This is a genomic window from Pseudomonas sp. ATCC 13867 (genome assembly GCF_000349845.1).
In the GTDB taxonomy this organism is placed as follows: Bacteria; Pseudomonadota; Gammaproteobacteria; order Pseudomonadales; family Pseudomonadaceae; genus Pseudomonas.
The window spans coordinates 1,262,663-1,277,522 of record NC_020829.1; the positions used below are offsets into that span (position 1 = coordinate 1,262,663).

The 14,860-nt window shown below is 64.6% G+C and carries 14 protein-coding genes; 12 read left to right on the forward strand and 2 right to left on the reverse strand.

The window, feature by feature from the left end; translation table 11 throughout:
* Nucleotides 1-82 precede the first annotated feature (82 nt).
* The 7 genes from H681_RS05810 to H681_RS05840 all read left to right on the forward strand — a co-directional run bounded on the left by H681_RS05810 (nucleotide 83) and on the right by H681_RS05840 (nucleotide 6,575).
* Nucleotides 83-766 carry a response regulator transcription factor gene (locus tag H681_RS05810; RefSeq protein ID WP_015475906.1) on the forward strand — a complete coding sequence of 228 codons (684 nt, stop codon included), beginning with the start codon at nucleotides 83-85 and terminating at the stop codon, nucleotides 764-766.
* On the forward strand, nucleotides 756-2,030 hold the full coding sequence (locus H681_RS05815) for a sensor histidine kinase (RefSeq protein ID WP_015475907.1): 1,275 nt from the start codon (nucleotides 756-758) through the stop codon (nucleotides 2,028-2,030). Before H681_RS05810 ends, H681_RS05815 begins: the two co-directional genes overlap by 11 nt.
* Before the next feature lie 83 nt (nucleotides 2,031-2,113).
* Entirely contained in the window at nucleotides 2,114-2,785 is a 672-nt protein-coding gene (locus tag H681_RS05820; RefSeq protein WP_015475908.1) for a class I SAM-dependent methyltransferase, read from the forward strand.
* 2 nt (nucleotides 2,786-2,787) lie between these two features.
* On the forward strand, nucleotides 2,788-3,492 hold the full coding sequence (locus H681_RS05825) for a lipopolysaccharide kinase InaA family protein (protein WP_015475909.1): 705 nt from the start codon (nucleotides 2,788-2,790) through the stop codon (nucleotides 3,490-3,492).
* Nucleotides 3,489-3,719 carry a hypothetical protein gene (locus tag H681_RS05830; RefSeq protein WP_015475910.1) on the forward strand — a complete coding sequence of 77 codons (231 nt, stop codon included), beginning with the start codon at nucleotides 3,489-3,491 and terminating at the stop codon, nucleotides 3,717-3,719. Before H681_RS05825 ends, H681_RS05830 begins: the two co-directional genes overlap by 4 nt.
* A gap of 91 nt (nucleotides 3,720-3,810) precedes the next feature.
* Nucleotides 3,811-5,004, forward strand: coding sequence for a nicotinate phosphoribosyltransferase (pncB, locus tag H681_RS05835; protein ID WP_015475911.1), 1,194 nt, complete (start codon nucleotides 3,811-3,813; stop codon nucleotides 5,002-5,004).
* A gap of 83 nt (nucleotides 5,005-5,087) precedes the next feature.
* The gene (locus tag H681_RS05840) at nucleotides 5,088-6,575 is read left to right on the forward strand and encodes a helicase HerA-like domain-containing protein (protein ID WP_015475912.1); all 1,488 of its coding nucleotides are present in this window, start codon (nucleotides 5,088-5,090) and stop codon (nucleotides 6,573-6,575) included.
* Nucleotides 6,576-6,678: 103 nt separating this feature from the next.
* On the opposite strand, the gene H681_RS05845 is transcribed toward H681_RS05840, so the two are convergent.
* The gene (locus H681_RS05845) at nucleotides 6,679-8,574 is read right to left on the reverse strand and encodes a methyl-accepting chemotaxis protein (protein ID WP_015475913.1); all 1,896 of its coding nucleotides are present in this window, start codon (nucleotides 8,572-8,574) and stop codon (nucleotides 6,679-6,681) included.
* 157 nt (nucleotides 8,575-8,731) lie between these two features.
* Nucleotides 8,732-8,941, reverse strand: coding sequence for a Flp family type IVb pilin (locus H681_RS27095; RefSeq protein ID WP_015475914.1), 210 nt, complete (start codon nucleotides 8,939-8,941; stop codon nucleotides 8,732-8,734).
* 364 nt (nucleotides 8,942-9,305) lie between these two features.
* Here H681_RS27095 and cpaB point away from each other — a divergent pair, with 364 nt between their 5' ends.
* The 5 genes from cpaB to H681_RS05875 all read left to right on the forward strand — a co-directional run bounded on the left by cpaB (nucleotide 9,306) and on the right by H681_RS05875 (nucleotide 14,858).
* Nucleotides 9,306-10,220, forward strand: coding sequence for a Flp pilus assembly protein CpaB (cpaB, locus tag H681_RS05855; protein WP_015475915.1), 915 nt, complete (start codon nucleotides 9,306-9,308; stop codon nucleotides 10,218-10,220).
* A gap of 15 nt (nucleotides 10,221-10,235) precedes the next feature.
* Nucleotides 10,236-11,468 carry a type II and III secretion system protein family protein gene (locus H681_RS05860; protein ID WP_015475916.1) on the forward strand — a complete coding sequence of 411 codons (1,233 nt, stop codon included), beginning with the start codon at nucleotides 10,236-10,238 and terminating at the stop codon, nucleotides 11,466-11,468.
* 65 nt (nucleotides 11,469-11,533) lie between these two features.
* A complete protein-coding gene (tadZ, locus tag H681_RS05865) occupies nucleotides 11,534-12,718 on the forward strand; it encodes a type 4b pilus Flp biogenesis protein TadZ (RefSeq protein ID WP_015475917.1) in 1,185 nt (394 codons plus the stop codon).
* Entirely contained in the window at nucleotides 12,715-13,971 is a 1,257-nt protein-coding gene (gene tadA, locus H681_RS05870; protein ID WP_015475918.1) for a type 4b pilus Flp biogenesis ATPase TadA, read from the forward strand. Before tadZ ends, tadA begins: the two co-directional genes overlap by 4 nt.
* Nucleotides 13,968-14,858, forward strand: coding sequence for a type II secretion system F family protein (locus H681_RS05875; RefSeq protein ID WP_015475919.1), 891 nt, complete (start codon nucleotides 13,968-13,970; stop codon nucleotides 14,856-14,858). Before tadA ends, H681_RS05875 begins: the two co-directional genes overlap by 4 nt.
* The last annotated feature ends 2 nt before the right edge of the window (nucleotides 14,859-14,860 follow it).

The window sequence follows — 14,860 nt, forward strand, 5'->3', positions numbered from 1 at the left end:
CAATCGAATGTGAAATTTGTGTCAAACCCGCTTAAGTTCCATTTAAGGGAGATAGGCTAGGGTGCACTTCGGAGGAGAGCACATGCGCATTCTGTTGGTTGAAGACAATCGGGACATTCTGGCCAATATGGCCGACTACCTCGGACTCAAGGGGTATACGGTGGATTGCGCGCAGGACGGGCTTTCCGGGCTGCACCTGGCGGCCACGTCCCATTACGACCTGATCGTGCTCGACGTCATGTTGCCGGGGCTGGACGGTTTCACACTGTGCCGCCGCCTGCGCGAGGACGCCCGCCGCGACACGCCGGTGATCATGCTCACCGCCCGTGACCAACTGGATGACCGCCTGCAGGGCTTCCGCTCCGGGGCCGACGACTACCTGCTCAAGCCCTTCGCGCTCTCCGAACTGGCCGCCCGCATCGAAGCGGTGCTGCGCCGCAGCCAGGGCGGTGGCCGCCGCGAGCTGCAGGTCGGCGACCTGAGCTACAACCTCGACACGCTGGAAGTGATCCGCAGCGGCAAGCCGCTCAAGCTCAACCCCATCGGCCTGAAGCTGTTGGCCGTGCTGATGCAGAAGAGCCCCCACGTGGTTCGCCGCGACGTACTCGAAGAAGCGGTCTGGGGCGATGACTGTCCCGACAGCGACAGCCTGCGCAGCCATGTCCACCAGCTTCGCCAGGTGATCGACAAGCCTTTCGACTCCTCCCTGCTGCACACGGTGCACGGCGTCGGCTACAAGCTGGCGGAGGAAGCGCATGGAGTATAAGCAGAGCCTTTCCCGACGGATTGTCTTTGCCTTCGTACTCATGACCGCCGCGGTCGGCGGGCTCTTTTCGGTGGGAATCGTCGGGGTGGTCCACGTCGTCGAGGAGCGGCTGATCTCCCGCGATCTGGGCGGCGAACTCGATCGGATTCTCCAGGAAGACCTGGAAACCGGGCAGACACCCAAGCTCGATCCCGGCATGCGTTTCTTCATCAGCGATGGCCAGGGTGTGTATGCGATGCCACCGGCGTTGCGCCGCCTGGATGACGGTTTCCACGAAGTGTTCGACGGCGAATTGTCCTTCCACGCGCTGGTGCGCGATGAGGACGGCCGGCGCTTCGTGCTGCTGCAGGACCAGAGCGATTTCGAGGCGCGCGAGCAGATTCTCTATGCCGCCGTGGTGACCGGCTATGTACTCAGCCTGACGCTGGCCGGCCTGCTGGGCTGGCTGTTGTCGCGCAAGGTCATGGAACCCGTGGCCCGCCTGGCGCGTCAGGTGCGCCACCGCGACCAGTTGCTGGAGCTGGCGCCGCCGATGGCGCCGGACTACGCCAATGACGAAGTGGGTGAGCTGGCGGCGGCCTTCGATTACGCGATGGGCCGCCTGCACGACGTGTTGACCCGGGAAAAACTCTTCACCAGCGACGTCAGCCACGAATTGCGGACGCCGCTGATGGTAATCGCCACCAGTTGCGAGCTGCTGGCCGAGGAGCCCGGGCTGAGCGCCAGGGCCCGCAGCCAACTGGCGCGGATGACCAGTGCCTGCGAGGAAATGCGCGACCTGGTGCAGACCTTCCTGTTGCTGGCGCGCTCGCAGCGCAAGGACATGGGGATCGTCCCGCAGGCCGGCTTGCGACAGATCGCCGAGGAACTGGTGGCGCAGTGGCGCGAACCGATCGAAGCGAAAGGATTAAGGCTGGAGTTCAGTGGCACGGATGCCATGCACGGTGAGTTCAATGCTCCCTTCCTGCGCTCCGTGATGAGCAATTTATTGCGCAATGCGATGCATTACACCGAAACCGGCAGCATCCGCTTACAACTTTCCACGACCGGATTCTGGGTCGAGGACACCGGCGCGGGAATTCCCGAAGAGCAGCGTGAGCGGGTGTTCCAGCCGTTCGTGCGTGGCTCGAACCCGCGTGGCGAGGGGCTTGGGCTGGGGCTGTCGCTGGTCAAGCGTATCTGCGCCTCGGAGAGCTGGGACGTCAGCCTCCGTCCGGTGGAGCCGCACGGCTGTCGCTTCGAAGTTCGCCTAGCCGTTGTTTGACGAAATCTTCACAAGTGCATGACCCGGCTGTGACAGGCTGGTTCATATCGTTCGACCTGAAAAATGGGATAGGTAAACACCCGATGAGCGAAAAAATCGTCGATCTGGAATTTTCCCAGAAATACGACCGTGAGCATGCTGAACGCTATCTGCGCAAGCATCAGGCCGGACTGTCGCGGAAACTTTCTCACTGGCGGGATGTCCAAGTCGCCCGCCAGGCACTCAAGCTCGCCGGTCAGCCCAATCTGGTGCTCGACCTGCCATGCGGTGCAGGGCGCTTCTGGCCGATGCTGGCCGAAAAGGAAAACCGCGTGATCATCGGCGCCGACAATTCGCCGGACATGATCGCGGTTGCGTGCGCCGGGCAGCCGGAAGAGGTTGTAAAACGCGTCCGACCTTTGCAGACTTCGGCGTTTGCCATCGATCTGCCGGACAACGCCGTCGACAGCATCTTCTCGATGCGCCTGATGCACCACATCGGCGACGTGAACGACCGACGGACCATGCTGCGCGAGTTCCACCGCGTCACTCGCGACACGGTGATCCTGTCGATGTGGGTGGATGGCAACTTCAAGTCCTGGAAACGCAAGCGTGCCGAAGCCTCTCGCAAGAAGCATGACTACCAGAACCGTTTCGTGATTCCGGCCAAGACCATCGAGGCGGAGTTCCGCCAAGCTGGTTTCAAGGTTCAGGATCACATCGATTTCGTCCCGTTCATCCACATGTGGCGGGTCTACATTTTGCGTAAGGAATAACAATGGCCGCTGATCTGGCATCTCTGCAGCAAATTTCCGGTGAAAACGCTATCGATCGCTGGTTGCAGATTCCCGGCAAATGGGTAGAGGAACCGAATCGGCGGCGCGGCGGCGAAAGCGGTGTGCAGCGCGTCCTGACGTCCGACGGGCGCATGCTGTACCGCAAGCAGCAGATGGGGCACATCTATCGCGACCTGCTGCACCCCTTCGGTTATCCCACTGCCATTCGTGAGCGTGACGCGCTGAAGGCCGCCGAGGCCCTGGGCGTGAAGGTGCCGACCCTGGTCTACGCCGGTTGCCGCAAGGTCAACGGCGAATGGCAGGCGCTGCTGGTCACCGAATCCCTCGACGGATTCGCCAGCCTGGAAGACTGCTACGCCCGCGGCGACCGCGAACGTTGGGGCGAAACGCTGCATCAACGCATTCTGCAACAATACGGTAGTACCCTCGCCAAGCTTAACGCCGGCCATTGGCAGCATGGCTGCCTGTACCTCAAGCACGTCTTCGTGCGGGTGGACGGTGACAAGATCGATGTGGCGCTGATCGACATGGAGAAGGCCCGCCGACGCTTCAGCGCCCAACGCGCTGCGCGTCACGACCTCCGCCAGGTGAAACGCCGTTCGTCGTGGACAGAGGCGCAGTGGCAAGCCTTTGTCTATGGTTACCAAGCGGCGTTTGGCAGCGCCATCAAAGGGTTGCAGACATGAAGTTAGAAATTACGCGAAGTTTGCTCCTGCTCGGCGCGCTCGGGGTGGCCACCCTTGCGGCGGCGGCTTGGCATGAACCCTCTCCCTCGGTCATTTCCAGCAGGGCCGATCTGGATACCTGTCCGGTTCCGCCCAACATGCGTGCAAAACAGGTCGTCCGTCCGGATCAGGACCTGCTGCTGTTCATGTTCGGTATGTCGCAGGGCGGAGTCGCGCAATCGCGCTGATTTCGCGTATCTGACGAGAACCCCGCTGCGGCGGGGTTTTTTATGGGCGACGGGTTTAGACTGCCGGTTCGAAGCCTGCAATGAGACGAGCATGAGCGACAGCGCATTTTCCCGGCGGATCGTGCAGAACCTGCTGGATACCGACTTCTACAAGCTGAGCATGATGCAGGCGGTGCTGCACAACTACCCCAATGCCGAGGTGGAGTGGGAGTTTCGCTGTCGCAACGACGAAGACCTGCGAGCCTACCTCGACCCCGTGCGTGAGCAGATCGAGTACCTGGCGGAGCTGTCGTTCGCGCCCCAGGAGCTGGCTTTTCTCGAGCGTATTCCGTTCTTCAAGCCGGACTTCATCCGCTTCCTTGGCCTGTTTCGCTTCAATCCCTGCTATGTGCAACTGGGCGTCGAGAATGGCGAGTTCTACCTTCGCCTCAAGGGCCCCTGGCTGCATGTGATCCTGTTCGAAGTGCCGCTGCTGGCCACCATCAGCGAGGTGCGCAACCGCCACCGTTATCCGGGCGCCTCGCTGGCGGCAGTGTGCGATCGCCTGCAGGAGAAGCTCGACTGGCTGCGTGGCGAGGCCAGCGCCGAGGAACTGGCCGGTTTCAAGATGGCCGATTTCGGCACCCGTCGGCGATTCTCCTATCCGGTGCAGGAGGCCGTGGTACGGGGCTTGCGCGACGGCTTCCCCGGTCATTTCGTCGGCACCAGCAACGTGCACCTGGCGCGCATGCTGGAGGTGAAACCCCTGGGCACTATGGCCCACGAATGGCTGATGGCGCACCAGCAGCTCGGCCCGAGGCTGATCGACAGCCAGGCCGCCGCACTGGATTGCTGGGTTCGCGAGTACCGTGGCCAGTTGGGGATCGCCCTGACCGATTGCATCACGATGGAGGCGTTCCTGGCCGATTTCGACCTGTATTTCGCCAAGCTCTTCGACGGCCTGCGCCATGATTCGGGCGATCCGCTGGCGTGGGCGGAAAAGGCCATCCGACACTACGAGCACCTGGGCATCGATCCACGGAGCAAGACCCTGGTGTTCTCCGATGGCCTGAACCTGCCGCGCGCGCTGGAAATCTACCGGGCGCTGCGGGGGCGTATCGATGTCAGTTTCGGCATCGGTACCCATTTCACCTGCGATGTGCCTGACGCGGCGCCGATGAACATCGTGCTGAAGATGACCGCTTGCAATGGCCACCCGGTGGCGAAGATTTCCGATACGCCGGGCAAGACCCAGTGCAAGGACGAAAACTTCCTTCACTATCTCAAACACGTCTTCAAAGTCTGAGCACGCCGGTTTGCGCAGTGTTGCGTGACGCGCCAGTCTTAGCGGACGATCCACCGCGACCATCCATTGACGGGGAATGACGGATGCCAGCAACGAACGAACTGATCATTGGTGCGGGTCCGGACGGCCAGCCGGTCAGCCAGGCCTGGAAGCTTGCCAACCGTCACGGCCTGATCGCCGGGGCCACCGGCACCGGCAAGACGGTTACGCTGCAGCGCCTGGCCGAGTCCTTCAGCGACGCCGGTATCGCGGTCTTCGCCGCCGATATCAAGGGTGACCTGTGCGGTATCGCCGCCGCCGGCAACCCGCAGGGCAAGGTGGCCGAGCGCATCGCCAGCATGCCTTGGCTGAATTACACCCCCAAGGCCTACCCGGTGAGCCTGTGGGACGTCGCCGGCAAGTCCGGGCATCCGTTGCGCACCACGCTGTCCGAGATGGGGCCGCTGCTGCTGGCCAACCTGCTGGAGTTGACCGAGAGCCAGCAGGCCGCACTGTTCGCCGCCTTCAAGGTGGCGGATCGTGAGGGGCTGTTGCTGCTCGATCTGAAGGACCTGAAGGCGCTGCTCAACCACTTCAAGGAGCACCCGGAAATCCTCGGCGAAGACCGTGCGCTGTTCACCGGCGCTTCGTCCCAGGCCCTGCTGCGGCGCCTGGCGCTGCTGGAGCAGCAGGGCGCCGAGGACTTCTTCGGCGAGCCGGCGCTGCAACTGGAAGACCTGCTGCGCCCCGAGGCCGATGGTCGTGGCCGCATCCACCTGCTGGACGCCAGCAAGCTGGTGCATGACGCGCCCAAGGTCTATGCCACCTTCCTGCTCTGGCTGCTGGCGGAGCTGTTCGAGCAACTGCCCGAGCGTGGCGATGCCGACAAGCCGCTCCTTGCGCTGTTCTTCGACGAAGCGCACCTGCTGTTCAACGGCACGCCCAAGGCACTGCAGGACCGCCTGGAGCAAGTGGTGCGGCTGATCCGTTCCAAGGGTGTGGGCGTGTACTTCGTCACCCAGTCGCCGAGCGACCTGCCCGACGACGTTCTGGCGCAGCTTGGCCTGCGCGTCCAGCACGGCCTGCGCGCGTTCACCGCCAAGGAGCAGAAGTCGCTGCGCGCGGTGGCTGACGGCTTCCGCCCGAACCCGGCGTTCGACACCCTCAAGGTGCTGACCGAGCTGGGCATCGGCGAGGCGTTGGTGGGCACGCTGGAGGAGAAGGGCACGCCGGCGATGGTCCAGCGCGTCGCCGTGGCGCCGCCGCAATCGCGCATCGGCCCGCTGACCGACGCCGAGCGGGCCGAGATCGTCCGCCGCTCGCCGCTGGCTGGCCGTTATGACCAGCCGATCGACCGCGAGTCGGCCTATGAACGCCTGACCGGCCGCGCTGACGACAAGATGGCGCCGACGGAGTCCAAGCCGGAGGAGAAGGGCATCGGTAGTGACCTCGGCGGGTTGGCCGGCGAACTGCTGGGGACCCTGGCCAGCCAGACGGCGAAGACCGTGGTGCGTCAGGCGGCCAACCAGATTGGCCGGCAACTGGTGCGTGGATTGATGGGCGCGCTGCTGGGCGGCAGCAAGCGGCGTTGATGGGTTGGTTCGCGAGCTACAAGGCTCGCTGGACCTGTAGGAGCGAGCTGGCTCGCGAACAACAAAAAGGCGCCCGAAGGCGCCTTTTTCATGTCCGTACCGATCAGATACGGAAACTGTCCACCAACTGCCGCAGCCGTCCGGCCTGGTTCTCCAGGTCGGCGCAGGCGCGCAGGGTGGCCTGGAGGTTTTCCACACCCTCCTGGTTCAGGGTGTTGATCTCGGTGATGTCCATGTTCAGCGAGTCGACCACGGCGGTCTGCTCCTCGGTGGCGGTGGCGACCGACTGGTTCATCGAGTCGATCTCGCCGATGCGGTGGGTGACGCTGGCCAGACGTTCGCCGGCGCGGTTGGCGATCTCCACGCTTTCCAGGCTGTAGCGCTGGCTCTCGGTCATGGTGTCCACGGCTTCGCGGGCGCCGACCTGCAGCTCCTCGATCATCTTCTGGATCTGCTGAGCCGACTCCTGGGCGCGGTGGGCGAGGTTGCGCACCTCGTCGGCCACCACGGCGAAGCCGCGACCGGCCTCGCCGGCGCGGGCCGCTTCGATGGCGGCGTTGAGGGCCAGCAGGTTGGTCTGCTCGGAGATGCCTTTGATCACCTCCAGAATCTGGCCGATGTTTACCGTGCGGCTGTTCAGCGCCTCGATGTTGGCGCAGGCCGAGCTGATCTTGTCGGAGAGCTGGTTCATCGCGCTGATGGTCTGCTCGACCACCTGGCGGCCGTCGCCGGCCTGGTGCGAGGCATCGGTGGCATGGTGCGAGGCATCGGCGGCATTGCGGGCGATTTCCTGGGCGGCGGCGCCCAGTTCGTTGATCGCCGCGGCGACGCTGTTGGTGCGGTTGGCCTGCTCGTCGGAGTTGCTCATGGACGAGTTGGAGGCGTTGACCACCAGTTGCGAGACGTCATGCAGGTTGCGCGCGGTGGAGGCCACTTCGCGGATCGACTCGTGGATGCGCTCGACGAAGCGGTTGAAGGCGTTGGCCAGCACGCCGAATTCGTCGTTGCTGGCGACTTTCAGGCGCTGGGTGAGGTCGCCGTCGCCCTGGGCGATATCCTGCATGGCGCGGCCCATGTCGGTCAGCGGGGCCATCAGTACGCGGATCAGCATGCCCAGCAGGAACAGGATGGCGACGATGGCGATGACCGTGGCGATGATGGCCGAGGTACGGAAGTCGCTGAGCATGGCGTAGGCGGCGTCCTTGTCCAGCACCAGGGCGACGTACCAGGTCACGCCTGGCAGGCCTTTCACCGGAGTCATGGACACCAGTTGGTCCTTGCCGTCGAGGCTGACTTCCTGCACGCCGGCCTGCACCTTCGGGGCACCCTGCGGGTAGATGTCGGCCAGGCTCTTGAAGATCGACTGGCTGTCCGGATGCAGCAGGATCTTGCCGGCATCGCTGACCAGGAAGGCATAACCATCACCGTCGAACTTCAGGGAGTTGATGATGGCGGTGATGGTTTCCAGCTTCATGTCGCCGGCGGCGACGCCGACCAGTTGACCGTTGCGCATCACCGGCATGGACATGGCGAGGATCTGCTCGCCGGTGCCGGCGTCGAGGAAGGGCTCGGTGACGATCAGGCGGCCGGCGGCCACGGCGTCCTTGTACCAGCCGCGGGTGCGTGGGTCGTAGCCATCGGGCATCGGCGAGAAGGGGCGCATGGTGAACACGCCGCTGGCGGCTTCGCCTAGGTAGACCGATTCGAAATTCTTCTGGAATACCGCCTGTTCCAGCACGTGCTGGATGCGCTCGGGCGTCGGTTCCTGGTCAGCCAGTTGCGCGGCTTCGCTTTCCACCAGTTGGATGCGACCCTCCAGCCAGCTCTGGATATTGCTGGCGGTGAGGCTGCCGAGTTCGCTCAGGTAGGCGTCGGTATCGGCGTGGATCGCTTCACGTTGACGGAAGTCGTTGAAGAGGATGAAGCAGGCGAAGGCGAAGATGACCACGAGGGAGGCCGCCAGAAGGATCTTCTTGGCGAAGGACAGCGAACGAAGCATCGGTAAAGCATCCTGCAGGTGGAACGAAGAGGTAAGCAGGATGTATCGGCCATGTGCGGCAGAACTTTAGGAAGGTTGTGGAGTTTTTTCAGGGACGCAAAGAAATATTCCCGCGACTATTCGCGGGAATATCGATAATTGTCTTGGAGTATCAGCTTCAGGGTGTTGTTTTGGTCAGTTCGGTGTGGACGTTGTCGAAGATGCCGTCAATATCGGTACCGACGATCTTCACTGCTGCGATCATGACTACCGCGATCAATCCGGCGATGACAGCATATTCGATGGCGGTCGCACCCTCTCTGTCAAAAGCGAATGCCTTGGCCTTGCAATACAACTTCAGAGACAGGTCTTTGATACTCAGATTCATCGCGGTTGCTCCTTGCACAGACCACCGGGGCGGCGCCCCGACTTCACCGTCAGGCTAGGCGTCGTATGGCGGAATGCAATTGATCAAATAGCGCTAATACCAAAGTTATAGTCATGGCGAAGTAGAACTATCTGAGGATTGGAAATTTCTCGTCGGTATTTGACGCTATTACCGCAGCTACTAAATTCTGCTTTGGAACAAGCAGGAACCAATTATGAGGAAAGGTTCTTATCGAACCGCCCCGTCGGGTCGAAACAACAATAAAGGTCTGAAGGACGTATCTCGGCAACGGCCGGTGTCGTGACTTCCGATCAGCCAGTGGACCGCCAGGTTCACTCATCCCGATAACGCCAAGGATGTGGACATGAATAGCAAGGTGCTGATGGTTTTCGCCGGGCTGTTGTTGTTGTGTGCAGGTGTCGTGGGTTATCTGGGATTGTCGGTGGGCAAGTCGGCGGCGCCCGTCGCTGGCGCGGTGAAGGACGTTGCGCCGGCGGCGATGGCCGAGGCGGACAAGCTGCAGCGCACGCCCGTGGTGGTGGCTCGCCGCGACCTCCCGGCGTTGACGGTGATGGGCAACGATGACCTCGCCATCGAGATGCTGCATACCGCCCCGGCGGGCAGCTATCCCAAGCCCGAGGCGCTGATCGGCCAGCGGGTCTGGGTCGCGGTGCCGGCCGGCAGCATTCTTTCCGGGGCCCTGCTGGAGCCGGGCGGCCCCCTGGCGCGGACCATCCGCCCGGACGAGCGGGCTATGGCCATTGCGGTGGACGAGGTGATTGGCGGCGGCGGCTTCGTGCTCCCCGGCGATTACGTCGACGTCATGCTCTTCGTCCAGGACCAGCGGAACGCCGAGCGTGTGGTGAGTGCCCAGGTGGTGCTGCCCGGCGTGCGCGTCCTCACCTATGGCGAGCAGATCGCCGTCGCCAGCGATGGCCAGGCGCGCAACGGCGCCGAGTCGAAGGACAAGACACCGCGCCCGCCCCGCACCGCCGTACTGGCCGTGCCGGCCGAATCCGCTTCCCGGCTGATGCTGGCCAGCCAGGCGGGCTCGTTGCGCCTGGCGGTACGCAGCAAGGACGAGAATCTCTACGAGAAGGAGCAGCAAGGGCGCTACATTCAGGCGTCGCTGAATGCCTCCGGCAGCCAGCCGATCACCCTCGAACAGTTGCTCGGCAAGGCCCGCTCCGCGCCGGCCGTGCGCCAGGTCTCGGCGCCGGCGGTGAGTCCGGGCGTCGTGGTCTACCGCGGCACCACCGTTACCCGTGAAGCACATTGAGCAAGGAGTGCATCGATGTCCAAGCGCTTCGTTCTGTCGCTGGCCGCGCTTCTGGCCTGTGCCGTCCACTCCGCCGCACAGGCGGTGCCGAGCGCCTGCGCCGGATTCGCCGGTCAGCAGTTGAACCTTGACGTCGAGCAGGGCGCCCAGCTCGACCAGCAACTGCCGGTACCGATCAAACGCCTGGCCATCGGCGATCCGAACATCGCCGATGTGCAGGTGATCGACAAGCGTGACTTTCTCGTTACCGGCAAGGCCGAGGGCCTGACCAGCCTGCTGATCTGGACCGGCTGCAGCGACAAACCCATGAGCAGCGTGGTGCGGGTCGGCGCGCGGGCGATTGCCGATGCCGGCGGTCTGCCGGGCAACCTCGCCGCCGGCCTGTCCAACCAGGTGCAGACCGACATCCGTTTCGTCGAAGTCAGCCGCAGCAAGCTCAAGCAGGCCAGTACGTCGCTGGTGCGCAGGGGCTCCAATACCTTCGTGCTCGGGTCGCCGGGCAGCCTGGGCGGCCTGGAGCTCGACAGTGCAGGCAACCTGGGCGGCAGGTTCGGCACGGCCAACAGCGGCTTCAACATCATCTGGGGCGGCGGCAGCAGCAAATGGCTGGGCTTCATCAACGCCCTGGAGGGCAGCGGCTTCGCCTACACCCTGGCGCGGCCGAGCCTGGTGGCGACCAGTGGGCAGAGTGCCTCGTTCCTCGCCGGCGGCGAGTTTCCCATCCCGGTACCCAACGGCGACAACGACAACATCACCATCCAGTACAAGGAGTTCGGCGTCCGCCTGACCCTGACCCCCACGGTGATGAGCGACAAGCGCATCGCCCTGAAAGTGGCACCGGAAGTCAGCGAGCTGGATTTCAGCAGCGGCATCCGCACCAACGACATCGCGGTGCCGGCCCTGACCGTACGGCGCACCGATACCAGCGTGATGCTGGCCGATGGCGAGAGCTTCGTGATCAGCGGGCTGATCAGCAGCAGCACCATCAGCAACGTCGACAAGTTCCCCTTCCTCGGCAGCATCCCGGTGATCGGCGCGCTGTTCCGTTCCTCGAACCTGGATAAGGACGACCGCGAACTGCTGATGATCGTCACCCCGCACCTGGTCCAGCCGCTGGCGGCGAACGCCGCGTTGCCGACGTTGCCGGGCGAGGGCCTGCGCAAGTACGACCCCGGATTCGGCGAGTTCTATTTCCTCGAGGACGGCCGCTTCGACCAGCGCAAGGCCAGCAGCGGGATGTCGCGCTGATGGACAGCTATGACGCGGTATCCCGCCAGAGAGCGGGCCGCAAGGAACGGCAAGGGAGCGGCAGCATGAGTCAGACATTCGTGGCACTGGTCCAGCATCCCGGCGAGCAGGAGTGGTTGCAGAACAGCCTGGCCAACTGCGGACAGGTGGTGGTGGCCAACAGCGGAACCCTGGAAGAGTTGCTGGCGCTGCTCGATGTGACGGGGGCCAGTGTCCTGTTCACCAGCCTGAACAAGGCCAACCTGGTGACTCAGAGCTCGCTGATCGAGGGGCTGGTGTCGGCCCGCCCGCTGCTCTCGGTGGTGGCCGTGGGCGATGGCCTGGACAACCAGTTGGTGCTGGCGGCCATGCGCGCCGGCGCCCGCGATTTCGTCACCTACGGCGCCCGCGCCAGCGAACTGAGCGGGCTGATCCGCCGTCTTGGCGGACGCCTGCCCAGCGTGCCGGTGAGCGCCGCGCAACAGGGCGAGCTGGTAAGCCTGGTGAGCGCCCGGCCGGACGCCGACGGTGCGTTCGTGGCGCTGCACCTGGCGCTGGCGCTGCAACGCCAGGCGGATCACCGCGTACTGCTGGTGGACATCGGCCAGCCCAGCGCTGAGGCCCTGGCGATTCTCGGCATGGAGTCGGCGTTCAGTTTCGCCGATGCGATGCGCAACCTGCGCCGGCTCGACCAGACCCTGATCGACAGCGCCTTCACCCGCCACGAGTCCGGGCTGCGCGTCCTCAGCCTGTCGGACGAGCCCGGCATCCTGGAGCGGGTCACCACCGCCGAGCTCTACCTGCTGCTGGGCAACCTGCGCAGTGCCTTCACCCACGTGCTGGTCAACCTCACCGGTGTCGCCGAAGGCGAGCTCAGCGCGCAACTGCTGGCGCAGGCCAACCGCGTGCTGTGGCTGGTGGACCAGAGCGTGCCGTCCTGCAAGAAGGGCCTGGAGCGCCTGCGCCGGCTGCGCGAGCGCAGTCCCGCCCTGCCGCGCATCGAACTGCTGATCGAGCGCTACTGGCCGTCGGTTCCGCCGGATGCCCCGGCCCTGGGCAAGATGTTCGGCCTGGAACTGTTCGGCGTGCTGCCGGCCTCGCCCGAGGCGCGCCTGCGGGCGAAGAACATCGGCCAGAGCCTGTTCGACCTGTCGCCGCGCGACCCGCTGACGGTCAAGCTGCGCGACCTGGCGGACAACCTCGGCGCGAACGTCAGCGAACGGCCGCGACGCTTCGCCTGGCTCGGCTGGCCGAAGGCGGCGCGCCCATGAACTACGGCAGCGGCGGTGGCATCGGCCTGTCCGGCCATCATGACCAGGACCTGCAAGCGCTGAAGATGCGCCTGCACCGTTACATCATCGACGAGATCGACGAAGACGGCATGAACCTGCTGGAGGGCGCCCGCCCGGCAGTGGCCCAGTACGTCTCGGAAAAAGTCTGCGAATACGCCGCGCGCCGCCAACTGGCGATTTCCCGCTACGAGCTCGACCGCCTCGCCGAGGAGGTCGTGGACGAACTGACCGGCTTCGGCCCGCTGGAAATCCTCCTGCGCGACCCGAACATCTCGGAAATCCTGGTCAACGGCCCCGACCGGGTGTTCGTCGAGCACGAAGGCCGGCTGTACCAGAGCGACCTGCGCTTCATCGACGACCACCATGTACAGCGGGTGATCCAGCGCATCCTGGCGCCGTTGGGGCGGCGCCTGGACGAATCCAGCCCGATGGTCGATGCGCGCCTGCCCGACGGCAGCCGGGTCAACGCGATCATTCCGCCGGTAGCGCTGGACGGGCCCTGCCTGTCGATCCGCAAGTTCAGCAAGGAGCTGCTCAAGAGCGCCGACCTGCTGGGTCACCAGAGCGTCGACGAGGCCATGCTGGCGTTTCTCCGCCAGGCGGTGGTGAACCGCTGCAACATCCTCATCAGCGGCGGTACCGGTACCGGCAAGACCACGCTGCTCAACGTGATGAGCAGCTTCATCGACGAGCGCGAACGCATCGTCACCATCGAGGACACCGCCGAGTTGCAACTGGGCCACAACCATGTGGTGCGCCTGGAGACCCGGCCGCCGAATGCCGAGGGGTTCGGCGAGGTCACCGCCCGCGAGCTGATCCGCAACGCCCTGCGGATGCGCCCGGACCGCATCATCCTCGGCGAGATCCGTGGCGTGGAGGTGCTCGACGTGCTGCAGGCGATGAACACCGGCCACGACGGTTCGATGAGTACCGTGCACGCCAACTCCGCTATGGATTCGCTGCTGCGCCTGGAAATGCTGGTCGGCCTCACCGGCCAGCGCGTGCCGGAGCAGACGCTGCGGCAGATGCTCTGCTCGGCGCTGGACATCATCGTGCAGATCACCCGCCTGTCCAGCGGCCGGCGCTGCATCAGCGAGATCATCGAAGTGCTGGAAGTGCGCGACGGAGTGTACGTCACCAACGCCTTGTTCAGCCTCGATCGCCGTGGCAGCGGACAGTTCGTTCGCACCGCCCAGCCATCCGGGCTGAAGTTCCGGCAGGTCCTGGTATGAACGGCACCCTGCTGCTGATCGCAGTCAGCCTGGTGCTGGGCCTCTTCGGCCTGCTGACCGGCGTCATGGCCTGGCGCACCCGGCACAACGAGCAGGTGCTGCGGCGCCTGAGCGGCAGCGGTGCGCAGCCGGCGGAGGCGGGGCGCGGCCGCAGCAGTCACTGGCTGGCCCGGCGCATGCGCCGGGCGGGCGTCGCCGATATGCGCCGCTGGCTGTTGTGCTTCGGCGCGGTGGCGCTGGTGCTGGGCCTGCTTGGCGCCCGCCTGGGTGGCGTGCCCGGAGCGCTGGGCGCGGTGGCGCTGGCGCTGGTTGGCGGACATGTGCTGCTCAACCTGCTGTACCAGCGTCGTCTGCAACGGATGATCCGGCAGATGCCCAACTTCCTCGACCAGGTGGTGCGCAGCCTGCATTCGGGGCGCACCCTGGGCGACGCCGTCGCCCAGGCGGTGAGCGCGTCGGACGACCCGCTGCGGGAGATCTTCGCCCTGGCGACCAACCATGTGCAGCTTGGCATCAGCCTGCCCGAGGCCCTGCAGGAAGTGGCGGAGCTCTATGACCAGGAAGAGCTCCACGTGTTCGCCCTCGGCGTGGCGGTGAACCACCGCTACGGCGGCAACACCACCGACCTGTTGGAAAACATCATCAAGGTCATCCACGAGCGGGAAAAACTCAGCCGGCAGTTGCGCGCGATGACGGGCGAGACCCGTCTCAGCGCGCTGGTGCTGGCGGTCCTGCCGGTGGGGCTGGGAGGCTACATCCTGGTCACCAACCCGGGCTACCTGATGAACATGTGGCTCGACAGCGGCGGGCGTTGGCTGCTGCTGACATCCCTCGGACTGCAAGTGCTGGGCTGCTACACGCTCTGGCGCATGCTCAAGAGCGTCTAGGA

What these genes read in the sequence shown, in the direction of transcription:
- H681_RS05810 (WP_015475906.1), top strand. Translation starts at nt 83, where the DNA reads ATGCGCATTCTGTTGGTTGAAGACAATCGGGACATTCTGGCCAATATG.
- H681_RS05815 (WP_015475907.1), top strand. Translation starts at nt 756, where the DNA reads ATGGAGTATAAGCAGAGCCTTTCCCGACGGATTGTCTTTGCCTTCGTA.
- H681_RS05820 (WP_015475908.1), top strand. Translation starts at nt 2,114, where the DNA reads ATGAGCGAAAAAATCGTCGATCTGGAATTTTCCCAGAAATACGACCGT.
- H681_RS05825 (WP_015475909.1), top strand. Translation starts at nt 2,788, where the DNA reads ATGGCCGCTGATCTGGCATCTCTGCAGCAAATTTCCGGTGAAAACGCT.
- H681_RS05830 (WP_015475910.1), top strand. Translation starts at nt 3,489, where the DNA reads ATGAAGTTAGAAATTACGCGAAGTTTGCTCCTGCTCGGCGCGCTCGGG.
- pncB (WP_015475911.1), top strand. Translation starts at nt 3,811, where the DNA reads ATGAGCGACAGCGCATTTTCCCGGCGGATCGTGCAGAACCTGCTGGAT.
- H681_RS05840 (WP_015475912.1), top strand. Translation starts at nt 5,088, where the DNA reads ATGCCAGCAACGAACGAACTGATCATTGGTGCGGGTCCGGACGGCCAG.
- H681_RS05845 (WP_015475913.1), bottom strand. Translation starts at nt 8,574, where the DNA reads ATGCTTCGTTCGCTGTCCTTCGCCAAGAAGATCCTTCTGGCGGCCTCC.
- H681_RS27095 (WP_015475914.1), bottom strand. Translation starts at nt 8,941, where the DNA reads ATGAATCTGAGTATCAAAGACCTGTCTCTGAAGTTGTATTGCAAGGCC.
- cpaB (WP_015475915.1), top strand. Translation starts at nt 9,306, where the DNA reads ATGAATAGCAAGGTGCTGATGGTTTTCGCCGGGCTGTTGTTGTTGTGT.
- H681_RS05860 (WP_015475916.1), top strand. Translation starts at nt 10,236, where the DNA reads ATGTCCAAGCGCTTCGTTCTGTCGCTGGCCGCGCTTCTGGCCTGTGCC.
- tadZ (WP_015475917.1), top strand. Translation starts at nt 11,534, where the DNA reads ATGAGTCAGACATTCGTGGCACTGGTCCAGCATCCCGGCGAGCAGGAG.
- tadA (WP_015475918.1), top strand. Translation starts at nt 12,715, where the DNA reads ATGAACTACGGCAGCGGCGGTGGCATCGGCCTGTCCGGCCATCATGAC.
- H681_RS05875 (WP_015475919.1), top strand. Translation starts at nt 13,968, where the DNA reads ATGAACGGCACCCTGCTGCTGATCGCAGTCAGCCTGGTGCTGGGCCTC.